This window comes from Oscillibacter sp. 1-3, from assembly GCF_000403435.2.
Lineage (GTDB): Bacteria > Bacillota > Clostridia > Oscillospirales > Oscillospiraceae > Oscillibacter.
This window is the reverse complement of record NZ_KE159709.1, coordinates 613548-634632: the sequence shown is the minus strand read 5'-3', so window position 1 is coordinate 634632 and position 21085 is coordinate 613548. Positions and strand designations below refer to the sequence as shown.

At 62.2% G+C, this 21085-nt stretch carries 19 protein-coding genes and 1 pseudogene; 18 read left to right on the top strand and 2 right to left on the bottom strand.

Translation table 11 applies throughout. The features are described from left to right. The first annotated feature begins 42 nt into the window (after positions 1-42). Positions 43-543 carry a PaaI family thioesterase gene (locus C816_RS15585; RefSeq protein ID WP_155979038.1) on the top strand — a complete coding sequence of 167 codons (501 nt, stop codon included), beginning with the start codon at positions 43-45 and terminating at the stop codon, positions 541-543. Between the two features lie 76 nt (positions 544-619). On the opposite strand, the gene brnQ is transcribed toward C816_RS15585, so the two are convergent. Further along, the gene (gene brnQ, locus C816_RS15580) at positions 620-1963 is read right to left on the bottom strand and encodes a branched-chain amino acid transport system II carrier protein (RefSeq protein ID WP_016323361.1); all 1344 of its coding nucleotides are present in this window, start codon (positions 1961-1963) and stop codon (positions 620-622) included. A gap of 265 nt (positions 1964-2228) precedes the next feature. On the opposite strand from brnQ, the gene C816_RS15575 reads away from it, so the two are divergent. The 4 genes from C816_RS15575 to C816_RS15560 all read left to right on the top strand — a co-directional run bounded on the left by C816_RS15575 (position 2229) and on the right by C816_RS15560 (position 6121). Next, entirely contained in the window at positions 2229-2885 is a 657-nt protein-coding gene (locus C816_RS15575) for a response regulator transcription factor (protein ID WP_016323360.1), read from the top strand. An 18-nt stretch (positions 2886-2903) separates the two neighbouring features. Continuing rightward, the gene (locus C816_RS15570) at positions 2904-4310 is read left to right on the top strand and encodes a sensor histidine kinase (protein ID WP_016323359.1); all 1407 of its coding nucleotides are present in this window, start codon (positions 2904-2906) and stop codon (positions 4308-4310) included. Next, a complete protein-coding gene (locus C816_RS15565; RefSeq protein WP_016323358.1) occupies positions 4307-5077 on the top strand; it encodes a hypothetical protein in 771 nt (256 codons plus the stop codon). Before C816_RS15570 ends, C816_RS15565 begins: the two co-directional genes overlap by 4 nt. Before the next feature lie 108 nt (positions 5078-5185). Continuing rightward, entirely contained in the window at positions 5186-6121 is a 936-nt protein-coding gene (locus tag C816_RS15560) for a M15 family metallopeptidase (protein ID WP_016323357.1), read from the top strand. 375 nt (positions 6122-6496) lie between these two features. Here the strand turns inward: C816_RS15560 and hydA are convergent, their stop codons facing one another. Then, positions 6497-7873: a dihydropyrimidinase gene (gene hydA / locus C816_RS15555; protein WP_016323356.1), complete on the bottom strand. Its 1377-nt coding sequence runs from the start codon at positions 7871-7873 to the stop codon at positions 6497-6499. A 237-nt stretch (positions 7874-8110) separates the two neighbouring features. Between hydA and C816_RS15550 the strand changes: the two genes are divergently transcribed. From C816_RS15550 to C816_RS15490, 13 genes and pseudogenes are all read left to right on the top strand, one after another. Then, positions 8111-8530 (top strand): YjdF family protein, encoded by a 420-nt coding sequence (locus C816_RS15550; protein ID WP_016323355.1) that lies wholly within the window; start codon positions 8111-8113, stop codon positions 8528-8530. Positions 8531-9124: 594 nt separating this feature from the next. Next, the gene (locus C816_RS15545) at positions 9125-10036 is read left to right on the top strand and encodes a LysR family transcriptional regulator (protein ID WP_016323354.1); all 912 of its coding nucleotides are present in this window, start codon (positions 9125-9127) and stop codon (positions 10034-10036) included. Positions 10037-10131: 95 nt separating this feature from the next. Further along, entirely contained in the window at positions 10132-10986 is an 855-nt protein-coding gene (locus C816_RS15540) for an aldo/keto reductase (protein WP_016323353.1), read from the top strand. Then, complete coding sequence (locus C816_RS15535) at positions 10983-11648, top strand: DUF4405 domain-containing protein (protein WP_016323352.1); 666 nt, start codon at positions 10983-10985, stop codon at positions 11646-11648. The genes C816_RS15540 and C816_RS15535 overlap by 4 nt, the downstream gene beginning before the upstream one ends. A gap of 2 nt (positions 11649-11650) precedes the next feature. Next, positions 11651-12658, top strand: coding sequence for an alpha/beta hydrolase (locus C816_RS15530; RefSeq protein ID WP_040655892.1), 1008 nt, complete (start codon positions 11651-11653; stop codon positions 12656-12658). Next, positions 12651-13808 carry an iron-containing alcohol dehydrogenase gene (locus C816_RS15525; RefSeq protein ID WP_016323350.1) on the top strand — a complete coding sequence of 386 codons (1158 nt, stop codon included), beginning with the start codon at positions 12651-12653 and terminating at the stop codon, positions 13806-13808. Before C816_RS15530 ends, C816_RS15525 begins: the two co-directional genes overlap by 8 nt. Positions 13809-13828: 20 nt before the next feature. Continuing rightward, a complete protein-coding gene (locus C816_RS23860; protein ID WP_016323349.1) occupies positions 13829-14005 on the top strand; it encodes a hypothetical protein in 177 nt (58 codons plus the stop codon). A 175-nt stretch (positions 14006-14180) separates the two neighbouring features. Further along, positions 14181-15240: pseudogene (locus C816_RS15520) on the top strand (aldo/keto reductase). A 20-nt stretch (positions 15241-15260) separates the two neighbouring features. Beyond that, positions 15261-16412, top strand: a complete 1152-nt coding sequence (locus tag C816_RS15515) for an alpha/beta hydrolase (RefSeq protein ID WP_016323347.1) — start codon at positions 15261-15263, stop codon at positions 16410-16412. 28 nt (positions 16413-16440) lie between these two features. Then, positions 16441-17655, top strand: coding sequence for a flavodoxin (locus C816_RS25080; RefSeq protein ID WP_016323346.1), 1215 nt, complete (start codon positions 16441-16443; stop codon positions 17653-17655). Between the two features lie 17 nt (positions 17656-17672). Next, a complete protein-coding gene (locus tag C816_RS15505) occupies positions 17673-18494 on the top strand; it encodes a prolyl oligopeptidase family serine peptidase (protein ID WP_016323345.1) in 822 nt (273 codons plus the stop codon). Positions 18495-18511: 17 nt separating this feature from the next. Further along, on the top strand, positions 18512-20215 hold the full coding sequence (locus C816_RS25715; protein WP_016323344.1) for a flavodoxin: 1704 nt from the start codon (positions 18512-18514) through the stop codon (positions 20213-20215). 91 nt (positions 20216-20306) lie between these two features. Beyond that, the gene (locus tag C816_RS15490; RefSeq protein ID WP_016323343.1) at positions 20307-20942 is read left to right on the top strand and encodes a flavodoxin family protein; all 636 of its coding nucleotides are present in this window, start codon (positions 20307-20309) and stop codon (positions 20940-20942) included. Positions 20943-21085 lie beyond the last annotated feature (143 nt).

Genomic DNA, 21085 nt, shown 5'->3' with positions numbered 1-21085 from the left:
CATTGCGGCATCTGCGGTTTTTTTGTGTACGACTCCAATAGTATGAAACTAACCGTGCAGAATCAGAGCTTTATCAATTTGACATACAGAGAGGAGATCGATTCCATGGACAAAAAAGAGGCCTGGATCAACCTGGTGGAGGAGAAGTCTGCCCACTACCTGAACCTGGGGGACGGCGGCTTTGACGAGAAGATGCGCGTCCGCCTAGTACGGTGCGACTACGAAGAACAGAGCGTTACCTACGCCTTCGAAACCCAAAAGTGGCAGATCAACGAGAAGGGCGGCATTCACGGCGGCGCTATCCTGGGGATGTTTGACAGCGCCTTCGGTGTGGTGGCCAACTTCACCGCCGGCCCCAACGAAGCCACTACCACGGATATGACTGTCTCCTTCATCCGGGGCGTGGAGTACGGCATGAACGTGGAGCTGAAGGTCTACATCGTCAAGGCCGGCCGCAGCCTGATCCGCCAGCGGGGCGAGCTGACCGACGCGGACACGGGGAAGCTGCTGGCCATTGCCAGCGGCAGCTGGATGCCGCTGTGAGGAAGGAAAACCAAAAGCGCCTGACGGCGGTCATTGAGACCGCCGTCAGGCGCTTTTTCCAGCAGGGCCGCGCATTTTATGCGCGTTTCCTCCCTCTCATGTTCAGCAGTAATCCCACGCCGAAGCCCAGGGCCGCCGGGACCACCCAGCCCAGGCCGTAGCTGTACAGTGGCAGCCAGCCCGCCGCCCAGTCCGCCAGGGGCTGAACGGGGCCGCCCACCACCCGGGCCAGCTCCAGCACTGCCGCCGCCAGCGCGGCGCCCATAGTGCACTCGTACACCACCCGGGCGTGGCCGAACCGGCATCCGGCAATGCCCAGCAAAATCAGCACGATGGCCAGGGGGCACAGGAAGTACAGCACCGGCGCGGACAGGGCAATGATCTGGGACAGTCCGATATTGGAAATCAACAGCGACACCCCGGTAAACACCACCGCCCACTTGGGGTAATCCATCTTCCCGGGGAACAGCTCCAGGAAGGTCTCGCTGCACGCCGTCACAAGGCCGATGGCGGTTTTCATACAGCACAGCGTCACCGTGGCCGCCAGGATCAGGCTGCCGCCCCGGCCGAAGTAGTAGTGGGAGATGACGGCGAAGGCGTCGCCGCCGGTGAAGCTGGGATCTGCCAGCTGCTCCGCGTACAGCGTATAGCTCTGGGCCCCCACCAGGGCGGTAATGGCGTAGATCAGCCCCATCAGCGCCATACTGACCAGACCGGCCTTGACGGTGCTGCCCGCCACGGCCCCCGGCTCTGTCACTCCCAGCTGGCGGATGGCGCGGATCACGATGATGCCAAAGGCCAGCGTGGCCAGAGCATCCAGGGTGTCGTAGCCCTGGAGAAAGCCGGCGAAAAACGCGCCGCTCTCATAGCTCCCGCTGGCCGGCACCGCCGCGAGGGAATTCACCGGCTTGATGAGGGCGGTAATCAGCATCACGCCCAAAAAGGCCAAAAAGGCGGGGTTCAGGAACTTCCCCACAGAATCCAGAATCTTGGAGGGCCGCAGAGCGAAGAACAGCACCGCCGCGAAAAACAGCACGGTGAAGATCACCTGCGGCAGGACGGGATTCTCCCCCACCAGAGGCCGGACGCCGATGGTGAAGCTGGTGGCGGCACACCGGGGGATGGCAAACAGGGGGCCGATGGTCAGATAGAGGGCGCAGGTAAAAAGATAGCAGAACCGTCTGGAGACCCGCCCAGAGAGGTGGATCAGCCCCTCGCTGCGGGAGATGCCCATGGAGACGATGCCCAGCAGGGGGATGCCCACGGCGGTGACCAGCAGACCGATCAGGGCCGCCGGAAGAGAGGTCCCGGCCTTCGCGCCGAGGATCATGGGGAAGATGAGATTGCCCGCTCCGAAGAACAGTCCGAAGAGCATGGAGCCGATCAGCGCCAGCTGGCGGGTGGTCAGTTTCTGGTTCACACGCGGTCCTCCTGTATGATGTATTTTTTACTCTGTATGACATTCTACCACACCTTTTGCAATTTGTCACACAGAAAATATACAAAAAATTCCGCCTCATCGGAAGGCGGCAGACAAAATCCCCTCCGGCGCACCGGACGATTATAACTCGCATTTGAAACAGCTCAGAGCATGGTTGCGCCGCCCGGGCAAATGGAGTATGATACAAAAATGATGGAACAAAGCGGCAAACTGGAAAAAACACAGAGCAGACGAGGTGGATGCTGTGAACAAGATCCTGATCGCGGAGGACGAGACCCCCATCGCCAATCTCATCAAGACCGCCCTGGAGGGCGCGGGATACCGCTGCATCTGGGCGGCAGACGGCACCGCCGCAGCGGACGAGCTGGAAGCCCGGCCTTTTGACCTGGCCCTGCTGGACATCATGCTGCCCCGGGCAGACGGCTACGAGCTTTTGGAGTACTGCAAGCAGCTGGAGGTGCCGGTGATCTTCCTCACCGCCAAGGGCCAGCTGGAGGACCGGGTGAAGGGACTGCGGCTGGGAGCGGAGGACTACATCGTCAAGCCCTTTGAGCTGATGGAGCTGCTGGCCCGGGTGGAGACGGTTTTGCGCCGGTGCGGCAAGACAGGGCGGGTCCTCTCCCTGCCGCCGGACATCGAGATCGACACTGCCAGCCGGGTGGTGCGGCGGAACGGGCAGCCCGTTTCCCTCACCGCCAAGGAGTACGACCTGCTGCTCCTCTTCATGCAGAACAAGAACATCGCCCTGTACCGCGACCGGATCTACGAGCGGGTTTGGGGCGAGGAGTTTTTGGGGGACAGCCGCACAGTGGATCTCCACATCCAGCGGATGCGGAAGAAGCTGGGCCTGGAGAACCGGCTGGTGGCGGTCTACAAAGTGGGCTACCGGCTGGAGGCCTGAGGGAGAGGCGGCGAGAGAATGAAACTCTTCTGGAAGCTCTTTTGCAGCATGGTCCTCATCACCGCCCTGGCCTGCGACGTGGGCGGGTACGTGCTGATCGACACCCAGTTCCGCGCCTCGCTGGAGCGGGAGGTCTCGGCGCTGTACGAGGAAAACGACCTGCTGCGCTACGCCCTGGCCCAGGAGCTGGCCTTCCACCCCCTTTACAGCCGCCGGGAGCTGGCCGCCGCGGCCAAGGGCATCAGCATCTCCACCAGCCGGGGGACCGTGGCTTTCCGCCTCAGCGGCGAGGACGGCGAGACCCTGGGCGGCAGCGGGCAGCTGGCGGTGGAGGCCGCTCCCCTCACTGCCGCCCTGCCCCAGGGCCAACGGGGCTGGGTGATGAACGCCCTGGGGGACGGACGCATCTACCTCCACGCCGCCAGTCCTCTGGCCCTGGAGGACGGCGTTTTGTACCTGGAGAACTGCCGGGAGATCAGCAGCCTCTTTCAGGACCGGTCGCAGCAGTACCAGAGCTTTTTCACACTGGTGCTGATCCTCACTGGGGCAGTGGGGGCGCTGTCTTTAGCGGCGGCCGCCATGCTGCTGCGGCCCCTGGGCCGCCTCTCCGCCGCCACGCGGCAGATGGCCGCCGGAGAACTGGACCAGCGGGTGGCGGTGCGGGGAGACGACGAGATCGCCCAGCTGTCGGCGGACTTCAACGTCATGTCCCACCGCATCCAGCGGCAGGTCCAGGAACTGCGGGACGCCGCGCGGCGGCAGGAGGACTTCATCGGCAGCTTCGCCCATGAGATTAAGACGCCCCTGACCTCCATCATCGGCTACGCCGACCTGCTCCGCTCCCGGCCCGCCACGGAGGAGCAGGTGCGCCAGAGCGCCGGGTACATTTTCAGCGAGGGCCGGCGGCTGGAGGCCCTGAGCCGCAAGCTCCTGGACCTGATCGTGCTGGACCGGCAGGACTTCCCTCTGCGGCCCGTCCCCCTGGACGCCTTCTTAAACCGGGTAGGCGGAACCATGGCCCCGGCGCTGGAGCAGGCGGGCATCCGCCTCACCGTCAGCGCCCAGCCGGCGGAGGCGCTGATGGAGCCGGACCTGATGGAGACCGTGTGTCTCAACCTGCTGGACAACGCCCGCAAGGCCATGGAGGACGGCGGAGACATCCTGCTGGAGGGTCTCTGTGAAGAGAACTGTCCCGTCATCCGGGTGACGGACAGCGGCAAGGGCATCCCGGAGGAGGAACTGGACCGGGTGACGGAGGCGTTCTACATGGTGGACAAGTCCCGGGCCAGGCGCCAGGGAGGCGCGGGGCTGGGGCTGGCCCTGTGCCGCCGGATCGTGGATCTCCACGGCGGCGCACTGGAGCTGGAGAGCCGCCCCGGCCAGGGCACCCGGGTCACTGTTCGTTTGAAAGGAGCGGACCTATGAGAAACTGGAAAAACTGGCTGGCCCCCATCCTCACCGGTCTGACCGTGGTGGCCCTGGCGCTATTGCCTCTGCGGCTGTCCACGCTTCAGGACGAACGGCTCACCGGGACCGTCCACACCGAACCGTTAGCGGAGGACAGCAACTTCCCGGCAAAGCCCCCAGAGCTTCCCAGGCGGCTCCTGCTGCTGGCCCAGCAGAGGGAGCTGGCGGATACCCTCACCATCATCGGCCAGGAGCTGGAGGGCGCCGCGCTGACGGAGAGCACAGAGCTGGGCCGGGGGGAATTGGCAGACCTGGTGGTATCCGGGGTTCTACCCAAATATCTGGACCCGGACAACGCAGAACTCTTCGCCGGTAAGGTCTACCTGCGGGACCAGACAGACCTGTCCAGCGCCGGCTTCATCAGACTTGACGGCTACGACCGGGACTCCGGGGAGTACCGGTCTTTGGTGATCGACGCGGAGACGGGACTCCTGGTGGAGGTGGAGCTGGACTCGATCTGGATTCTGAAAGACACGCCGGACCCGGCGGCATTGGGAGCGGCCTTTTTGGACCGGCTGGGACTGGAATACCAGACCTTCAGCCATGACCCTCTCCTGGCCTGCTTCCGCCTCCAGGATGGCCCGGTGCTGTACTACGCCACCATCAGCCGCACCACTCTGCACATCGGTCCCTGGCTGGACTGGGAGGCGCTGGAGCTCTCCGGAAGCCGGAACGAGACCCTTGGCGGCATTATGGACAGCAGCATAAGAGGGAATCGAACATGATGCCGTTTTGATGGGAAAAGCTGTCCTCTTTGATGGAAAAACGCCGGAGTTTTGACGGGGACAACCATTACCATGGGAGCAGAATCCAAAAGAAAAGGAGCTGTTCTCATGTCTTCCAATCGTTCCTGCGTTGTAAAAGAATTTCCCCTCCCGGACCGGGAGTACCACGTGGCCCCGGCCCGCTGCTGGGATGCGGACCTCGTCAGCCCTGCGCCGCCCCATCGGATCAAAAGGCGCCGCCGCTCCCTTCTGCCCCTGCTGCTGTTGGGGCTTGTCCTCTTTGGCGGCGGCTTCCTGCTGGGCCGCGCCGCCCTTGCCAAGGAGCTCCCGGCCCAGGCGTGCGGCACCCCCGTCTCCATCCTCGCCCCGGAGGGCGGCGGCCGGACGGACGGCCAGATGCCGGAGCTTCCCGCCGGACAGGAGAATCCGGACTGGACTGCCCTGGGCCAGGAGCCTGTTCTCTCCGTCTCCCCGGAGGATTGGAGCCTGATCCTGGTGAACTGGGAGAACCCTCTGCCGGAGGACTTCTCCATCCCCCGGCTGACCCAGCTGGCGAACGGCCACGCCATTGACAGCCGGGCCTATCCCGCCCTGCAAAGCATGATGGACGCCGCCCGGGCGGAGGGACTCCAGCCCACCATCTGCTCCTCGTACCGCACCCGGGAGAAGCAGGAGGAGCTGTTCCAAAACAAGGTCCAACGGCTTCTTGCGGAGGGATACGGCCGGACGGAGGCGGAGGAGCAGGCCGCCATGTGGGTGGCCCGTCCCGGTACCAGCGAGCACCAGGCGGGCCTGGCGGTGGACATTGTGGACAAGTCCTACCAGCTGCTGGACCGGGGACAGGAGAACACGGCAGTGCAGCAGTGGCTCATGGCCCACTGCGCCGAGTACGGCTACATCCTCCGCTACCCCACGGACAAGGCCGCCCTCACCGGCGTGAATTACGAGCCCTGGCACTACCGCTACGTGGGCGCGGAGGCCGCGGCGGAGATCATGGAGCGGGGCATCTGCCTGGAGGAGTATCTGGCGGAGATCTCCGGATGACAAAGACGGCGGGAGCATACGCTCCCGCCGTCTCAGCTTGTCGAAAATACTTTCTCGACAAGCTGAGAGAGATTTTCACAGCGCAGGAAACCCCTCTTGGGTTTCCCGCACACACCCTTCCTTTCCGTTGACGAAATCTCCAGCGTTTTTTGTCAGTCTGAGACGGCGGGAGCATACGCTCCCGCCGTCTCAGCTTGTCGAAAATACTTTCTCGACAAGCTGAGAGAGATTTTCACAGCGCAGGAAACCCCTCTTGGGTTTCCCGCACACACCCTTCCTTTCCGTTGACGAAATCTCCAGCGTTTTTTGTCAGTCTGAGACGGCGGGAGCATACGCTCCCGCCGTCTCTTTATCAATATCAATGCCTGATCCGCTTTACAGGGAACACTTCCCCCGGGCCATGTACCGCCCCCGGGGCGACTCATCCAGCACCCTGCCCTTTTCCACGGCAAGTGTCCCCCGCAGCCACACCTGCCGGATTCCGCCGGAGGTGACAAAGCCCTCGTAGGGATTGTAGTCCACGTTGGCCACACAGTCCTCCGCCCGGATGACGTGGCTGTCGCCGGGGTCGTAGACCACAATGTCCGCGTCGCTGCCCGCCTGGAGCACGCCCTTCCGCGGAAACAGGCCGTAGAGCCGGGCGGGATTTTCGCACAGGGCCTTGTACATCTGGGCCTCCGTGATGCGCTTGGTGGCCACGCCGTAGGAGTAGATCAGCTCGCCCCGGGTCTCCACGCCGGGAAGGCCCCCGGGGATTTTCGTAAAGTCCTCCCGCCCGGCGTCCTTCTGCGCCAACGTGAAGGAGCAGTGGTCCGTGGAGACGGTCTGGATCTCCCCGTGGCGCAGCGCCCGCCACAGGTCGTGCTGCTCCCACTTCTCCCGCAGGGGCGGGGCGCAGACGTACCGGGCGGCGGTGGCGTAGTCGCCGTTGCAGTACAGGCTGTTGTCCAGCAGCAGGTACTGGGGACAGGTCTCCACATAGACCCTCTGCCCCCGCCGCCGGGCCCGCTCCACCTCCTCCAGGGCCTCCTGGCAGGTGAGGTGGACAATGATGACCGGGCAGTCCGCCGCCTGGGCGATGCGCAGCAGACGGCTCACCGCCTCCGCCTCCGCCAGGGGCGGGCGGGTCAAAGGGTGGCTGGCGGGAGACAGATCACCGGCGTTTTTCCGCTCGGCGATCATGCCGTCGATGATCCCGGCGTTCTCACAGTGGACGCCGCAGATGCCCCCCAGGTGCTTCAGCTCCTTCAGCGCCCAGTAGAGGTCCCGGTCCTCCACCATCATGGCGGGATAGGTCATATACATCTTAAAGGACGAGATGCCCTTGGCGAACATATCCGGAATCTCCGCTCGGATGGACTCGTTCCAGTCGTCGATGGTCATGTGAAAGCCGTAGTCGCAGAAGGTGCGGCCGTCGGCCTTTTTGTGCCACAGGTCCAGCCCGTAGTGGAGGCTCTCCCCCTTGTTGGGACAGGCGAAGTCGATAACCGTAGTGGTGCCGCCCCGGAGGGCCGCACGGCTGCCGGTGTAAAAATCGTCCGCCGTGGTGGTGCCGCACACGTCCAGGTCAAAGTGGGTGTGGGCGTCGATAAAGCCGGGGAACAGCAGGCAGTGCTCCACATCCACCACCGTGTCCGCGTCCCCCCGGACGCTCCGCCCCACCTTTACGATCTTCTCGCCGTCAATCAGGACGTCGGCCCGTTTCACGCCGGCGGCGGAGACCACGCTGCCGCCCTTCAAGAAAGTGCGCATCGCCTTTCCTCCATTTCATAGATTGATTTTGCCTATCATACCATGTTTTCCATGGAATTTCCAGTACAACTTGACCGCAAAGAAAAAATCTTTTATGATAAGAGACGCGGAGATAAAAACACGGCCCGGTCGGTAGTCCGGGCGGCCCCGGACGGGGCTCAGTAACCTGCCTCCTTGGTTGTCCGTTCTCCGGATATTTCGGGGACCATGCGTCCCCGCTTTAAGGAGGAAACTGCCATGGAAACCGGATATGCGAGGCTGACGGTCTATTTTGAAGACCCCTTTTGGGTGGGGCTCTTTGAGCGGGGCGGCGGCGGGACTTGGGAGGCCTGCAAGGTCATCTTCGGTCCCGAGCCAAAGGACTATGAAGTACACGCCTTCCTGCTGGAGAACCATTGCCGCCTGCAGTTTAGTCCGGCCATAGAGGGCCGGGCCCCGGCGGCGGAGGCCGCCAACCCCAAACGCCGGCAGCGCCAAATCAAACGGCAGCTGGTGCTGCCGGCGTGCGGCACAAAGGCCCAGCAGGCCCTGGCAGCCCAGCGGGAGCAGGGCAAAGAGGCGAAAAAGCGCCGCGCCCGGGAGGAACGGGAGACGGAGCAGGCCCGCCAATTCGCCCTGCGCCGCGAGAAGCGGCGGGAGAAGCGCAGGGGACACTGAATCCGCCGCCCAGAAAAGACCGCCGTCCGAACGCTGTCCGGGCGGCGGTACATTTTCGTCCGCCGGGCGAATCAGGCGTTCATCCGTACCCCAGGAGGCAGTCCACATCGGTGCCGGACCCGTCCGCCAAGCTCCGGCCAACTCCCGCAGAACATTTGAACACTTTAAGGCGGCACTGATTAGGCCCTGTTTGATAAATGGCAAAATGCCCAATGGCAAGAGATTTTTGCCAGTCAAGGCGATTTGACGCCGCCATACTTTGTGTATGGCAGGGAAACTCAACGCGGAGCGGCGGAAAAAGATCCATGGTTTGGTCGCTTTGACATTTTTCAAACAGGGCCTGAGCCGTACCGACAGGGAAAAGCGCGGAATTTTTACAGAATAAGCGCCCCCTGTATTTGCAGCGCCAAAGTCATTGCGGCGCAATGGCTCTATTGCTCTTCCCCTTTTTAGAAACAGCAGACGCACTTCCCAACCGCCTCTTTGGCCGCACGGCCTGGAAACCCCATCCTTCTATATAAAATATAGTTGATTCCATGTCTCTGCTATGATATATTGATCCAAATGCAGCTGCTTTTTACGCTGGAGGGCCTTATGTACAACCACCAACTAGACACCTTCATCCGGGCCGCCGACGCCGGAAGCTTCTCCAAGGCGGCGGAGGATCTGTTCATCTCCTCCACGGCGGTGATGAAGCAGATCAATCTGCTGGAAAACGCCTTGGAGGTCCAGCTGTTCCACCGCACGCCCCGGGGCCTGACCCTGACCGACGCGGGGAAGTCCTACTACCAGGACGCCAGATTCATGATTCAGTACGCCAAGGACGCCCAGGTCCGGGCCAAAAACGCCATGCAGGGCAACGAGAGCATCATCCGGATCGGCACGTCCCTCATGACCCCCAGCCAGTTCCTGCTGGAGCTGTGGCCCCAGATTCACCAGGTCCGCCCGGAGCTGAAATTTGAGATGGTGAATTTCGACAACACCCCGGAAAACGCCCGGGAAATTCTGGGCAACCTGGGCCGGAACATCGACCTGGTGGCGGGCATTTTCGACGAGACGATGCTCAGGCTCCGCTCCTGCACCGCGCTGGAGCTGATGCGGGTGCCCATCTGCTGCGCTGTCTCCATCTATCACCCGCTGGCGCAGAAGAGAATCCTGTCCTTCGAGGATCTGCGGGGCCAGAGGCTGATGCTGATGAAGCGCAACTGGAGCAAATACGTGGACGCCCTGCGGGATGATTTGGAGGCAAATCACCCCGCGGTTGAAATCATGGATTTTGCCTTTTATAACCTGGAGGTCTTCAACCAGTGTGAACACGAAAACGCCCTGCTGATGGCGGTGCCCCAGTGGGAGGGCGTCCATCCGCTGCTGAAAATTCTTCCGGTGGAGTGGGAGCACACCATTCCCTTTGGTCTGTTTCATTCCCCCAAGCCTTCGCCCACGGTGAAAAAACTGATCCGCACAGTCGTGCAGGTGATGAAGCCAGAGCATCAACCTAAAGCTTAATACTTATCAACCAATTGATTCTTCTGTTTTCTGTGCGCAAGGGGTATTCTTTATCTAAAGAATACCTCATTTTTCGTTTTCAGGAGGAATGTACTATGAGTGAGCATCTGACCATTAAACTGAATAACGGCGTGGAAATGCCTATGGCCGGCATCGGAACCTTCCTGCTGGCCCCCGACGAGGCGGAGGCATCCTGTCTCAGCGCCCTGGCGTGCGGTTACCGGCTGATTGACACCGCCAACGCCTATGTCAACGAGCGGGCCGTGGGCCGGGCCATGAGGAAGTCCGGTCTGAACCGGGGGGAAATCTTCCTGGAGACCAAGCTGTGGCCCAGCTTCTACGAGCAGCCAGACGCCGTGGAAAAGACCCTGGCCCGGCTGGACACCGACTATATTGACCTGCTGCTGATCCACCAGCCTGCCGGGAACTACATCGCCGGATACCGCCAGATGGAAGCAGCGTACAAGGAGGGCAAAGTCCGCTCGATTGGCCTTTCCAACTTCAGCAAGGATCAGGTCCGGGAGATCCTCTCCATCTGCCAGGTGAAGCCGGCCGTTCTCCAAACGGAGGTTCACCCCTATTATCAGGAAAAAGCGCTGAAAGAGCTTCTGTCGTCCAAGGGCATGGTCATTCAGGCCTGGTACCCCCTGGGCCACGGGGACACGGCGCTGATAAATGAGCCGCTGTTTGGACGGCTGGCGGAGAAATACGGCAGGACCAACGCGCAGATCATTCTGCGCTGGCACGTTCAGGCTGGGAATATCGTCATTCCCGGCTCCAAAAACCCGGCCCATATCAGGGACAATTTCGCCCTGTTTGATTTTGAGCTGACGCCGGAGGAAATGGCCGAAATCGCCGCCATGGACAAGGGCGTCCGCTATTATACCAGTACGCCGGAGATGCTGAAACGATATGCGGAGCTGGTCCCGCCGGTGGAGGAGCAGAAGTGAACAAGCCGGCATTCAAGCGGGCCGTTGATCTGCTGATGACCGCCGCCCTGATGGCGCTGATGGGCTACTCCCTGGTGGGCGAGGCGGCCCATGAGTGGATTGGCGCGGGAATGCTCCTGCTGTCCATCCTGCACCACGGCCTGAATTGGAGCTGGATACGCGGCTTAAAACGGGGACGCTATACGGCTTTCCGGGTCCTCCAGACACTTTTGGCGGCGCTGGTCCTGCTGACGATGCTGGGGGCCATGGCCAGCGGCGCGGTCCTCTCCCGGCACGTGTTCGGCTGGCTCTCCATCTCCGGCGCACGGGGCTGGGCCAGGGTAGTCCATATGCTGTGCGCCTATTGGGGCTTTGTATTTTTGAGTCTCCACTTTGGTATTCACTGGGGACAGGTCGTGGCCGCCGTCCGGCGGAAGGCGCCGCTCCGTTTGCCTGTGACAGTTTCCAGATCCGCGGCGATTTTCATTGCGGCCTATGGCGCCGCCGCCCTCTGGCGGAACCGGATTGCAGACTATCTGTTTCTCCGGAGCCACTTTGTGTTCTTTGATTTTGAGCGGCCGCTGGCCCTGTTTTTCCTGGACTATCTGGCCATAATGGGCCTGTTTGTATGCTGCGGCTATTATGGCGGCAGAATTTTGACCCGCAGGAGGGCGTGCGATTGAAAATGACAGTTTTGACCGGACTTCTAAGCCTCTCTTTGGCCTTGTCGGCCTGCGGCGGCGTTCCGGCAAGGACGGAAAGCGCCACGGAGGAGGCGGTGGTCACAAAGTCCCCGTTCACTGCGGATACCCCCATTGCGGACGTGATGGCCGACCCGGTCTTTGCGGATTACGGGCGGCTACTGTTCCCGGTACAGGCCGCCTATTACAGCGGAGAAACCCTGGGGGAACTGCGCCTGACCTATTACCGGAATATCGACCCGGACATGACGGTGGAGACCGTAAACTCCCTGCATGACCGTGCCGCCGCCGGGGAGACGGTGTTCTATGATATTTATACCGACGCGGAAAAGACGGCGGACCCGGCAAAAGAGAATACCGGCCTGTTCTTCTTCAAGGGGGAGGAGGGCGCGCCCTTCGCCGTCTGCAATGCCGGAGGGGCCTTTGCCTATGTGGGAGCCATGCACGACAGCTTCCCCCATGCCCTGACCCTGTCCCGGCAGGGCTATCACGCCTTTGCCCTCATCTACCGCCCAGGGGCGCAGACCGCCTGCGAGGACCTGGCCCGGGCCGTCTCCTTCATCTTTGAAAATGCGGAGGAGTTGGGGATTTCCACGGACTGCTATTCCGTTTGGGGAGGCTCCGCCGGGGCGCGGATGGCGGCGTATCTCGGCTCTCTGGGGCCGGCGGCCTTCGGCGGGGACGACCTGCCCCGGCCCGGAACCGTTGTGATGCAGTACACCGGGCACAGCGAGTACAATCCTGGCGGCGAGCCGCCCACCTATGTCTGCGTGGGCGACAGTGACAACATCGCCAGCTGGCGGACCATGGAGCGGCGGGTGCAGGCAATTGCCGCCATGGGCGCAGATACGGAGTTCCGCTGTTATCCCGGCCTGGGCCATGGCTTCGGCCTGGGGACCGGCACCGCCGCCCAGGGCTGGATTGACAGCGCCATCGCCTTTTGGCAAAGGCAAATTGAACAATCTAAAATGAGGAGTGCGAACTATGAATAACTTCACCTTTTCCTATCCCACCAAGGTCTATTTCGGCAAGGGGGCCATGGAGCATATCAAACCGGAGCTCGCCAAATACGGCAGGACCGTCCTGCTGGCTTACGGCGGCGGCTCTCTCCGGAAAACCGGCGTCTATGACCAGATTCTCGGTATACTCACCGCCGCCGGAAAGACGGTGGTGGACTTCCCCGGCATCATGCCAAATCCCACCTACGCCAAGGTCCAGGAGGGCGCGGCGCTGGTCCGGGAGAAGGGGGTGGACTTCATTCTGGCGGTGGGCGGCGGCAGCGTCATCGACTGCTGCAAGATCGTCTCCGCCCAGGCAAAGCTGGAAGAGGACATCTGGGAGATGGAGACGGCAAAAAAACAGTTTCCCGCCGAGTTTGTCCCCATGGGCGCGGTGGTGACGGCCTCCGGAACCGGAAGTGAAATGAACAACGGGGCAGTCATCACCCACGAGGAAAGAAAGATCAAGGGCGGTATGATGGGCGCCTATAACAGCTTCGCCGTGCTGGACCCGGAGCTGACCATGACCGTCCCCTTCCGGCAGGTGATTTCCGGGGCCTTCGACACCCTGAGCCACGCCATGGAGACCTACTTCGGCCAGCCCCACGGCCACAACAACCTCTCCGACGACATCAGTGAGGCGGTTATGCGGAGCGTAATCGCCAACATTCGGGTCTTGCTGCGGGATCACGGCAATTATGAGGCCCGCAGTGAGCTGATGTGGGCCTCCGCCATGGCGGAGAACGGCATCCTGAAAATCGGCAAGGTGACGGACTTCCAGTGCCACCAGCTGGAGCACCAGCTGGGAGCCTATACGGACTGCAACCACGGCCAGGGCCTGGCGGTGATCCACCCGGTGCTCTACCGCCACATCTGCGGGGCCGGAGCCGAGAAGTTTGCCCGCTTCGCCCGGAACGTCTGGGGCATTGCGGACAGGGCCACGGCGGAGGAGACCGCCCAGGCGGGCGTGGAAGCCCTGGCGGACTTCATCAGGGAAGCCGGTCTGCCCGCCAGCTTCACGGAGATGGGGATTGACCCCAGCAAAGATCTCAAGGCCATCGCGGATTCCACCAATCTCACCGCCGGGTGCTGTAAGAAGCTGAGCCGGGAGGAACTGCTGGAAATCCTGCAAGAATGCGTGTGAGGCGGGGAGGCGCATACCAGATGAATGTGATTCCGGCGCTGGCGCTGTCCCTCTGCCTCCTGCTCTCCGCCTGCGGAGACGCCCCGGACTTCCGCCCCACCCTGACCTTCTTCCCCGTTCCGGAGGGAACCGACGGAAAGGGCGCTGTGCTGATCTGCCCGGGTAGGGCGTTCCAGGATGGCGGAAAGCTGAAATGAGACGTAAGATCTGCGGACATGCCGGAGCGATCCCGATCACAGAAAAACGGTGAAATGAAAGAGCTGGAGAGCCGCTCCAGCTCTTTCATTTTACCGCAGCCTGGAGGCGATCACGCAAGTATAAACCCTGCGCTTTATACCCATCAACCAATCGAGACTTCCGTTTTCACGCTTTATGGGTAAAATAAGGCTTGTAAACAGCAAGACGGCGGCGAGCCGTTTGAAAGGAGCAATCTCTATGGAACAGCGAATCCTGGGAAAAGACCTGGCCGTCTCCGCCGTGGGCCTGAGGTGCATGGGCTTCTCCCACGCCTACGGTGCGCCCACAAACCGTATCGAGGCCATGCGGACCATTCTGCGGGCGGCGGACCTGGGCTACACGTTTTTTGACACCGCCGAGGTCTACGGCACGCCGGAGGACCCCCACCACAACGAAGAGCTGGTGGGCGCGGCGCTGAAGGGCCGCCATGACGTATGCATTGCCACCAAGTTCGGCATCCGCTTCGATCAGACCTCCCCGGCGGTAAACAAGCCCCTGGTTCCGGACTCCCGGCCCGAGACCATCCGGGCCTCTCTGGAGGCCTCCCTGCGGCGGCTGGGACGGGACCACGTGGACCTCTACTACCAGCACCGCCCGGACCCAAAGGTCCCCGTTGAGGAGACAGCCGGGGTCATGGCGGATTTGATGAAAGAGGGCAAGATCACCCACTGGGGCCTCTCCGAGGCGACGGAGGATGTCATCCGCCGGGCCCATGCCGTCTGTCCCGTGACAGCGGTCCAGAACCGCTACTCCATGATGGCCCGGTGGCACGAGAAGCTGTTTCCTGTGCTGGAGGAGCTGAACATTGGGTTTGTGGCCTTCTCGCCCCTGGCCAACGGACTGCTCTCCGGCCGGTACGGCAAACACTCCCGCTTTGACGCAGGAACGGACTACCGCAGCGTCATGCCGCAGTTTTCCGACTCCGCCATGGACCAGAACCAGGCCCTGCTGGACCTGGTTCTGGTCCATGGCGGAGGAGAAGCGGGCCTCGCCCGCCCAGATTTCCCTGGCCTGGATGCTCCGCAAAAAGCCCTATCTCGTCCCCATTCCCGGCAGCCGGAAGCCCGAGCGCCTGGAGGAGAACGCCGGGGCGGCGGACGTGGCGCTGACCGCCGCCGAGGTCCAGGAGCTGGACGGCGCGCTGGACGCCATGGAGATGTCCCCGGTGTTCGGCGGCACAAAAGTGATTGCGTAAGAAACAGGAGGTCTTAAACTATGAAAAGCAAAAACCGTCTCACCGCACTGCTGCTGGGCGGCGCAATGGTCCTCTCCCTGCTGGCGGGCTGCGCCGGAACCCCCGTCAATGACGGTGCGCCCGCCGCCGCACCCAATGGACCGCAGGGCGAGGCCCGGCAGGAGGCCGAAGCCCAGATTCCCGAAGGTGCGCTGGTGATTGCCAAACAGGGCATTTTCTCCGCCGGAGGCATCACTGTCACCTCTGAGGGCACCTTTGATCCGGAAAACCACTTTGAGGAAACCGGCGCGGGCCAGACCGCCCACGTGGACCACGCCAACGTCCTCTATCAGATTCCCGCTGAGGAAACCGGCCTGCCCATGGTGTTCCTCCACGGCTACGGCCAGTCCCGTATGGGCTGGATGACCACTCCCGACGGCCGCCCCGGCTGGTCGGACCTGTTCCTGAGAATGGGACACAGCGTTTTTCTGATTGACGGGCCCCGCCGGGGCGAGGCGGGCGCCACCTCCGTCAGCGGAGAGATCAGCACCAAGACTTTGGACCAGCGGTGGTATACCCAATTCCGCATTGGCCGCTGGGAGAACGGAAAATCTATCCCCAATGAGGGCTCCCAGTTTCCCAACGACGACGAAAGCGTCAACCAGTTTTTCCGCCAGATGACCCCGGACACCGGGATGCGGAGCGACATGGGCGGCGACTTTGACAACGAGACGGTGGCCCGGGCAGCAGCGGCCGCCATTGACGAGGTATATGCCCGCACCGGCAGGGATTCCATTCTGGTCACCCACTCTCAGGGCGGCGGCCCCGGCTGGACGGCGGCACAGTACACAGACCACATTGCCGCCATCGTGGCCGTGGAACCCGGCGCCGCGCCCGCGGCGAATTCCCCCGATTTTCAGGCGGTGCTGGAGAAGAAGATCCCCGTCACCATGTACTTCGGCGATTACATCGACAACGGCGATCCGGCCATTATGGCGACCATGATGTGGCAGGGGATGCGGAGCGCGTGCTACGCCTTCCGGGACGCCTATAACGAGGCGGGCGGAAACTGCATGGTGGTGGATTTGCCGCAGGAGGGCATCACGGGCAACGACCACTTTATCTTCCAGGATTTGAACAACGACGTGGTTGCAGACCATGTGGAGGCCTGGATTCAGGCCGATGTCCAATAGACGATCAAATGCAAAGGAGTGCACTTTTATGAAACGAGCGTTTTCAATTTTCCTGGCCGCGGTTATGGCTTTGACTCTGGCCGCCTGCGGCAGCTCCGGCGGACGGACTTCCAGTGCGCCTCCGGCCCAGACACCAGAAGCGCCCCCGGCGGTTCAGCCCCCGGAGAAGGCGGAAGCGCCCGCCCCGGCGGGGGAGGGAAAAATTCTGGTGGCCTATTTCTCCGCCACCGGCAGCACGGAGCAGGTGGCCCAGACCATCGCGGACACCCTGGGGGCGGACCTCTTTGCAATCACCCCGGCGGAGGCCTATACCTCCGATGACCTGAACTGGAGGGATTCCTCCAGCCGGGTCAGCCTGGAGCACGAGGACCCGGCTTTGCAGGATGTGGCGCTGACGGTTTCCACGCCGGAGAACTGGGCGGAGTACGACACGGTATTTGTGGGCTATCCCATCTGGTGGCACATTGCCGCCTGGCCCGCCGGCAGCTTTGTGAAGGCCAACGATTTCACCGGCAAGACCGTGATCCCCTTCTGCACCTCTTCCTCCTCCGGCCTGGAGGACAGCGGCACGCTTCTGGCGGAGGCCGCAGGAACCGGCGAGTGGCTGGAAGGACGCCGCTTCCCCAGCCGGGCGGACGCGGCGGATGTGACGGAGTGGGCGAACAGTTTGAATCTCTCCGGCGGCGGAGGCCCCGCCGCCTCCGGAAATGTCCTGATCGCCTATTTTACCGCCGATGAAAACAGGGCGGCGGACGCCGTGACCTCCGCCAGCGTCACCACTGTGGACGGCACGGAGAAAGGACTGGTGCGGGCTGTGGCGGACATGATCCAGGCGGAGACCGGCGGGACGCTGTTCTCCATCCAGACCGCCGTCCGCTACTCCGGCGACCGAGACGAGGTGATCGAGTACGCCTCGGAGGAGCAGCGCCGGAACGACCGCCCGGAGCTGACCAGTCATATCGAAGACCTGGACGGCTATGAAACGGTGTTCATCGGCTATCCCACATGGTGGTACGATATGCCCCAGGCGCTGTACAGCTTCTTTGATGAATATGATCTCTCCGGGAAAACCATCATCCCCTTCAACGTCCACAACGGCAGCCGCTTCTCCGGAACCATTCAGACCATCCAGGAGCTGGAGCCCGGCGCCGTGGTGATCGAGGACGGCTTTACCGTCAGCGAGCAGAACGCCGCCGGGGCGGCGGCGGACGTGTCCGCCTGGCTGGACGGCCTGGGCTTTTGATGGGAGGCGGGCACTTAATGCATTTGCTTTCGTGGCTCCTGGCGGCAAATCTGCTTCTGTCCGCCTGCGGCGGCCCCGTCCAGCCATCGGAAATTCCCTCAGAGCCGCCCGCCGCTCCGGCGGAAACGCCGCAAACCGGCTGGACCCGGGGGCAGATTCTAAACGGCGAGACCGGCGAAATTCATTTCAGCTATTATCTGCCCGAGAGCTACGACGCCGGCAAGTCCTATCCCATGATGGTGGTTATGCCGGGCTATGACCGGATGTGGTTCGGGGAGGACTCCTCGGGCAGCAATCTGGACTGGAACGGCGTCCAGGTCTGGACGGAGCTGGAGGAGGAGCTGATTGTCGTCTCCGCTCAGCTTACCGACTGGCATGAGACCTCCGCCCGGCAGTCCATCGAACTGACGGAGTACATGCTGGAGCACTTTTCGGCAGACCCTGACCGGGTCTATGCCGCCGGGTACTCGGCGGGTGGGGAGACCATTTCCCGGGCGGTGGCACTGCGGCCCGGCCTCTACGCCGCCTATCTCCACGGGGCGTCCCAATGGGACGGGACGTATGCGCCCTTAGCGGAAAACCGGGTCGCCGTCTACATCTTCATGGCGGAAAACGATGAATACTACGGCTCCCAAAAGGCACGGGACGCTTACAACCGCCTCCGCGCCGCCTACCGGGAGGCGGGCATCTCCGATGAGGAAATTGACGATCTACTGAGGCTGGACATTCCGGACAACGCCTGGTTCAACCGTCAGGGCATTTACAATTATCACGGCGGCGGAAGCGTTGTATTCAGCGAAAAAAATGTGCAGGACTGGATTCTCCAGAAGAAAAAATAGAAGAAAGGGACATCACCATGAAAAAGATTCTATCCGCGATGCTCACCATCGCCATGCTGCTGGCGCTGTGCGTCGAAACGGCCTCCGCGGCGGAGTTTCCCGACGTGCCCGCCGGAAGCGCTTACGCCCAGGCGGTCCAGTGGGTCTCCCAGCAGGGCTATATCAACGGCTATAACGACGGACGCTTCGGCGCGAATGACAACGTGACCCGTGCCCAGCTTGCCGCCATCCTCTATCGGGCGGCGGGCAACCCCGCCGCCTCCGGAACTACCCGCTTCCCCGATGTGGCGTCCACGGCCTACTACGTGAACGCCGCCAGCTGGGCGGCGGCAGGCGGCCTGATTAACGGCTATCAGGACGGACGTTTCGGTGTGAACGACCCCATTACCCGCCAGCAGGTCACGGCCATCTTCTGGCGCTGGGCCGGTTCTCCCGCCGCCTCTGCCGACGATTACGCCGACGAAGCCGGTATCTCCGACTACGCAAAGACGGCAGTGGATTGGGCCAGAGCCAACAACATCGTTCCGGCGAAAGACGCAAACCGCTTTGCTCCCGCCGACAACGCCACCCGGGGCGAGATTGCCCTCATCCTCTACAACTACATGAACCGGGACAGCCAGTCCGTAACCCCCTCCGCCGGAAACAGCGCGAAGGTTCTGGTGGCCTATTTCTCCGCCACCGGCAGCACGGAGGCCGTCGCCAATACCATCGCCGGCGCCCTGAACGCCGATACCTTTGAGATCACCCCGGCGAACCCCTACAGCTCCGCCGACCTGGACTGGACCGATTCCTCCAGCCGGGTGAACGCCGAGCATGACGATGTCTCCAAGCGGAATATCGCGCTGGTCGAGGATACCGTGGACAACTGGGCGGACTACGATGTGGTATTCATCGGCTATCCCATCTGGTGGGGCATTGCCGCCTGGCCGGTGGATACCTTTGTGAAGGCCAACGACTTCACCGGCAAGACCGTGATCCCCTTCTGCACCTCCTCTTCCTCCGGCCTGGGCCAGAGCGGCCGGCTGCTGGAGGAGATGGCCCGCGGCGGCGACTGGCAGGAGGGTCAGCGGTTCTCCAGCGGCGCTTCCGCCGGCACGGTTGCCGCCTGGGTCAACGGCCTAAACCTCCCCGCCGCTCCCACCGTCACAGAAACGGCCCGGCCCTCTCAGCAGAAGGGCCGGACTCTGGTGGCGTACTTCTCCCAGCCGGAGACCACAAATCCCAACAACATGACCACTGAGGAGGCCAACAGCACTGTGGTCATCAACGGGGAAGTCCTGGGCAATACCCAGTATATGGCCCAGGTCATTCAGGAGACCGCGAACGCCGACATCTTCCGCATTGAGCCCGCCGTGCCTTATCCCACGGACCACACCACCCTGGTGGCCCAGGCACGGGAGGAGCAGGACCGGGACTTCCGCCCCGCGCTGGCAAAAAATATTGACAGTCTGAGCAGCTATGATACCATTTATATCGGCTATCCCAACTGGTGGGGCGACATGCCCATGGTGATGTACACATTCTTTGAAACCCATGATTTCGCGGGCAAGACCATCGTTCCCTTCAACACCCACGGCGGCAGCGGCTTCTCCGGAACGATTTCCGCCATCCGCTCTCTGGAGCCCCAGGCGGAGGTGCTGGACGGCCTGTCCATTTCCCGGGACCGCATCCAGGATGCCCGGCAGCAGATCGTAGACTGGGTCAATGAACTGGACCTGTAAAATGAATGATGGGATTTGACCGTTTATCGTCCTTTGCTTTGCTGCAATAATTGGGGCAGAAAGCGGAACCACTAAAAATGAGGTGCACATGATGAAAGTTTTATTGGTCAACGGCAGTCCCCACAAGGAGGGCTGCACCTACACGGCGCTGCTGGAGGCAGCCTCCGCACTGAACGAGAACGGCATAGACACGGACGTCTTCTGGATCGGCAGCAAGCCCCTCTCCGGCTGTATCGCCTGCAAAACCTGCGTCAAAAAGCATGTCTGCGTATTTGACGACAAGGTGAATGAATTCCTGGAACTGGCCGGGGATTACGACGGCTTCATCTTCGGCACCCCCGTCCACTGGGGCGGGGCCACGGGTGCCATTACCTCCTTTTTAGACCGGGCCTTTTACGCCGACTTCTGCGGCGGCGGAAACCGCTTTTTGCTGAAACCCGCAGGACTGGCCATCTCCGCCCGGCGGGCCGGGACCACGGCCACCTGGGACCAGATGAACAAATATTTCGGTCTGATGCAGATGCCGATCATCACCTCCCGGTACTGGAATATGGTCCACGGCGCCTCGCCGGATGAAGTGCGGAAGGACGCCGAGGGGATGCAGGTCATGCGGATTCTGGGAAAAAACATGGCCTGGTTCCTCAAGTGCAAGGAGGCCGGTGCCAAGGCCGGAATTCCTCTGCCGGAGCAGGAGACGATTTCGTTTACAAATTTTATCCGGGAATAACGGGGACAAACGGTTCCGCAGGTGCAAAACCCGCGCCTGCGGAACCGCCTCGTCTCCGTATGGGGACAATCAGAAGCTGTACCAATAGGCGGCGGCGCGCGTTTTGGTACAGCTTCTAACACGTCAGGGAGGCACGGACCGCC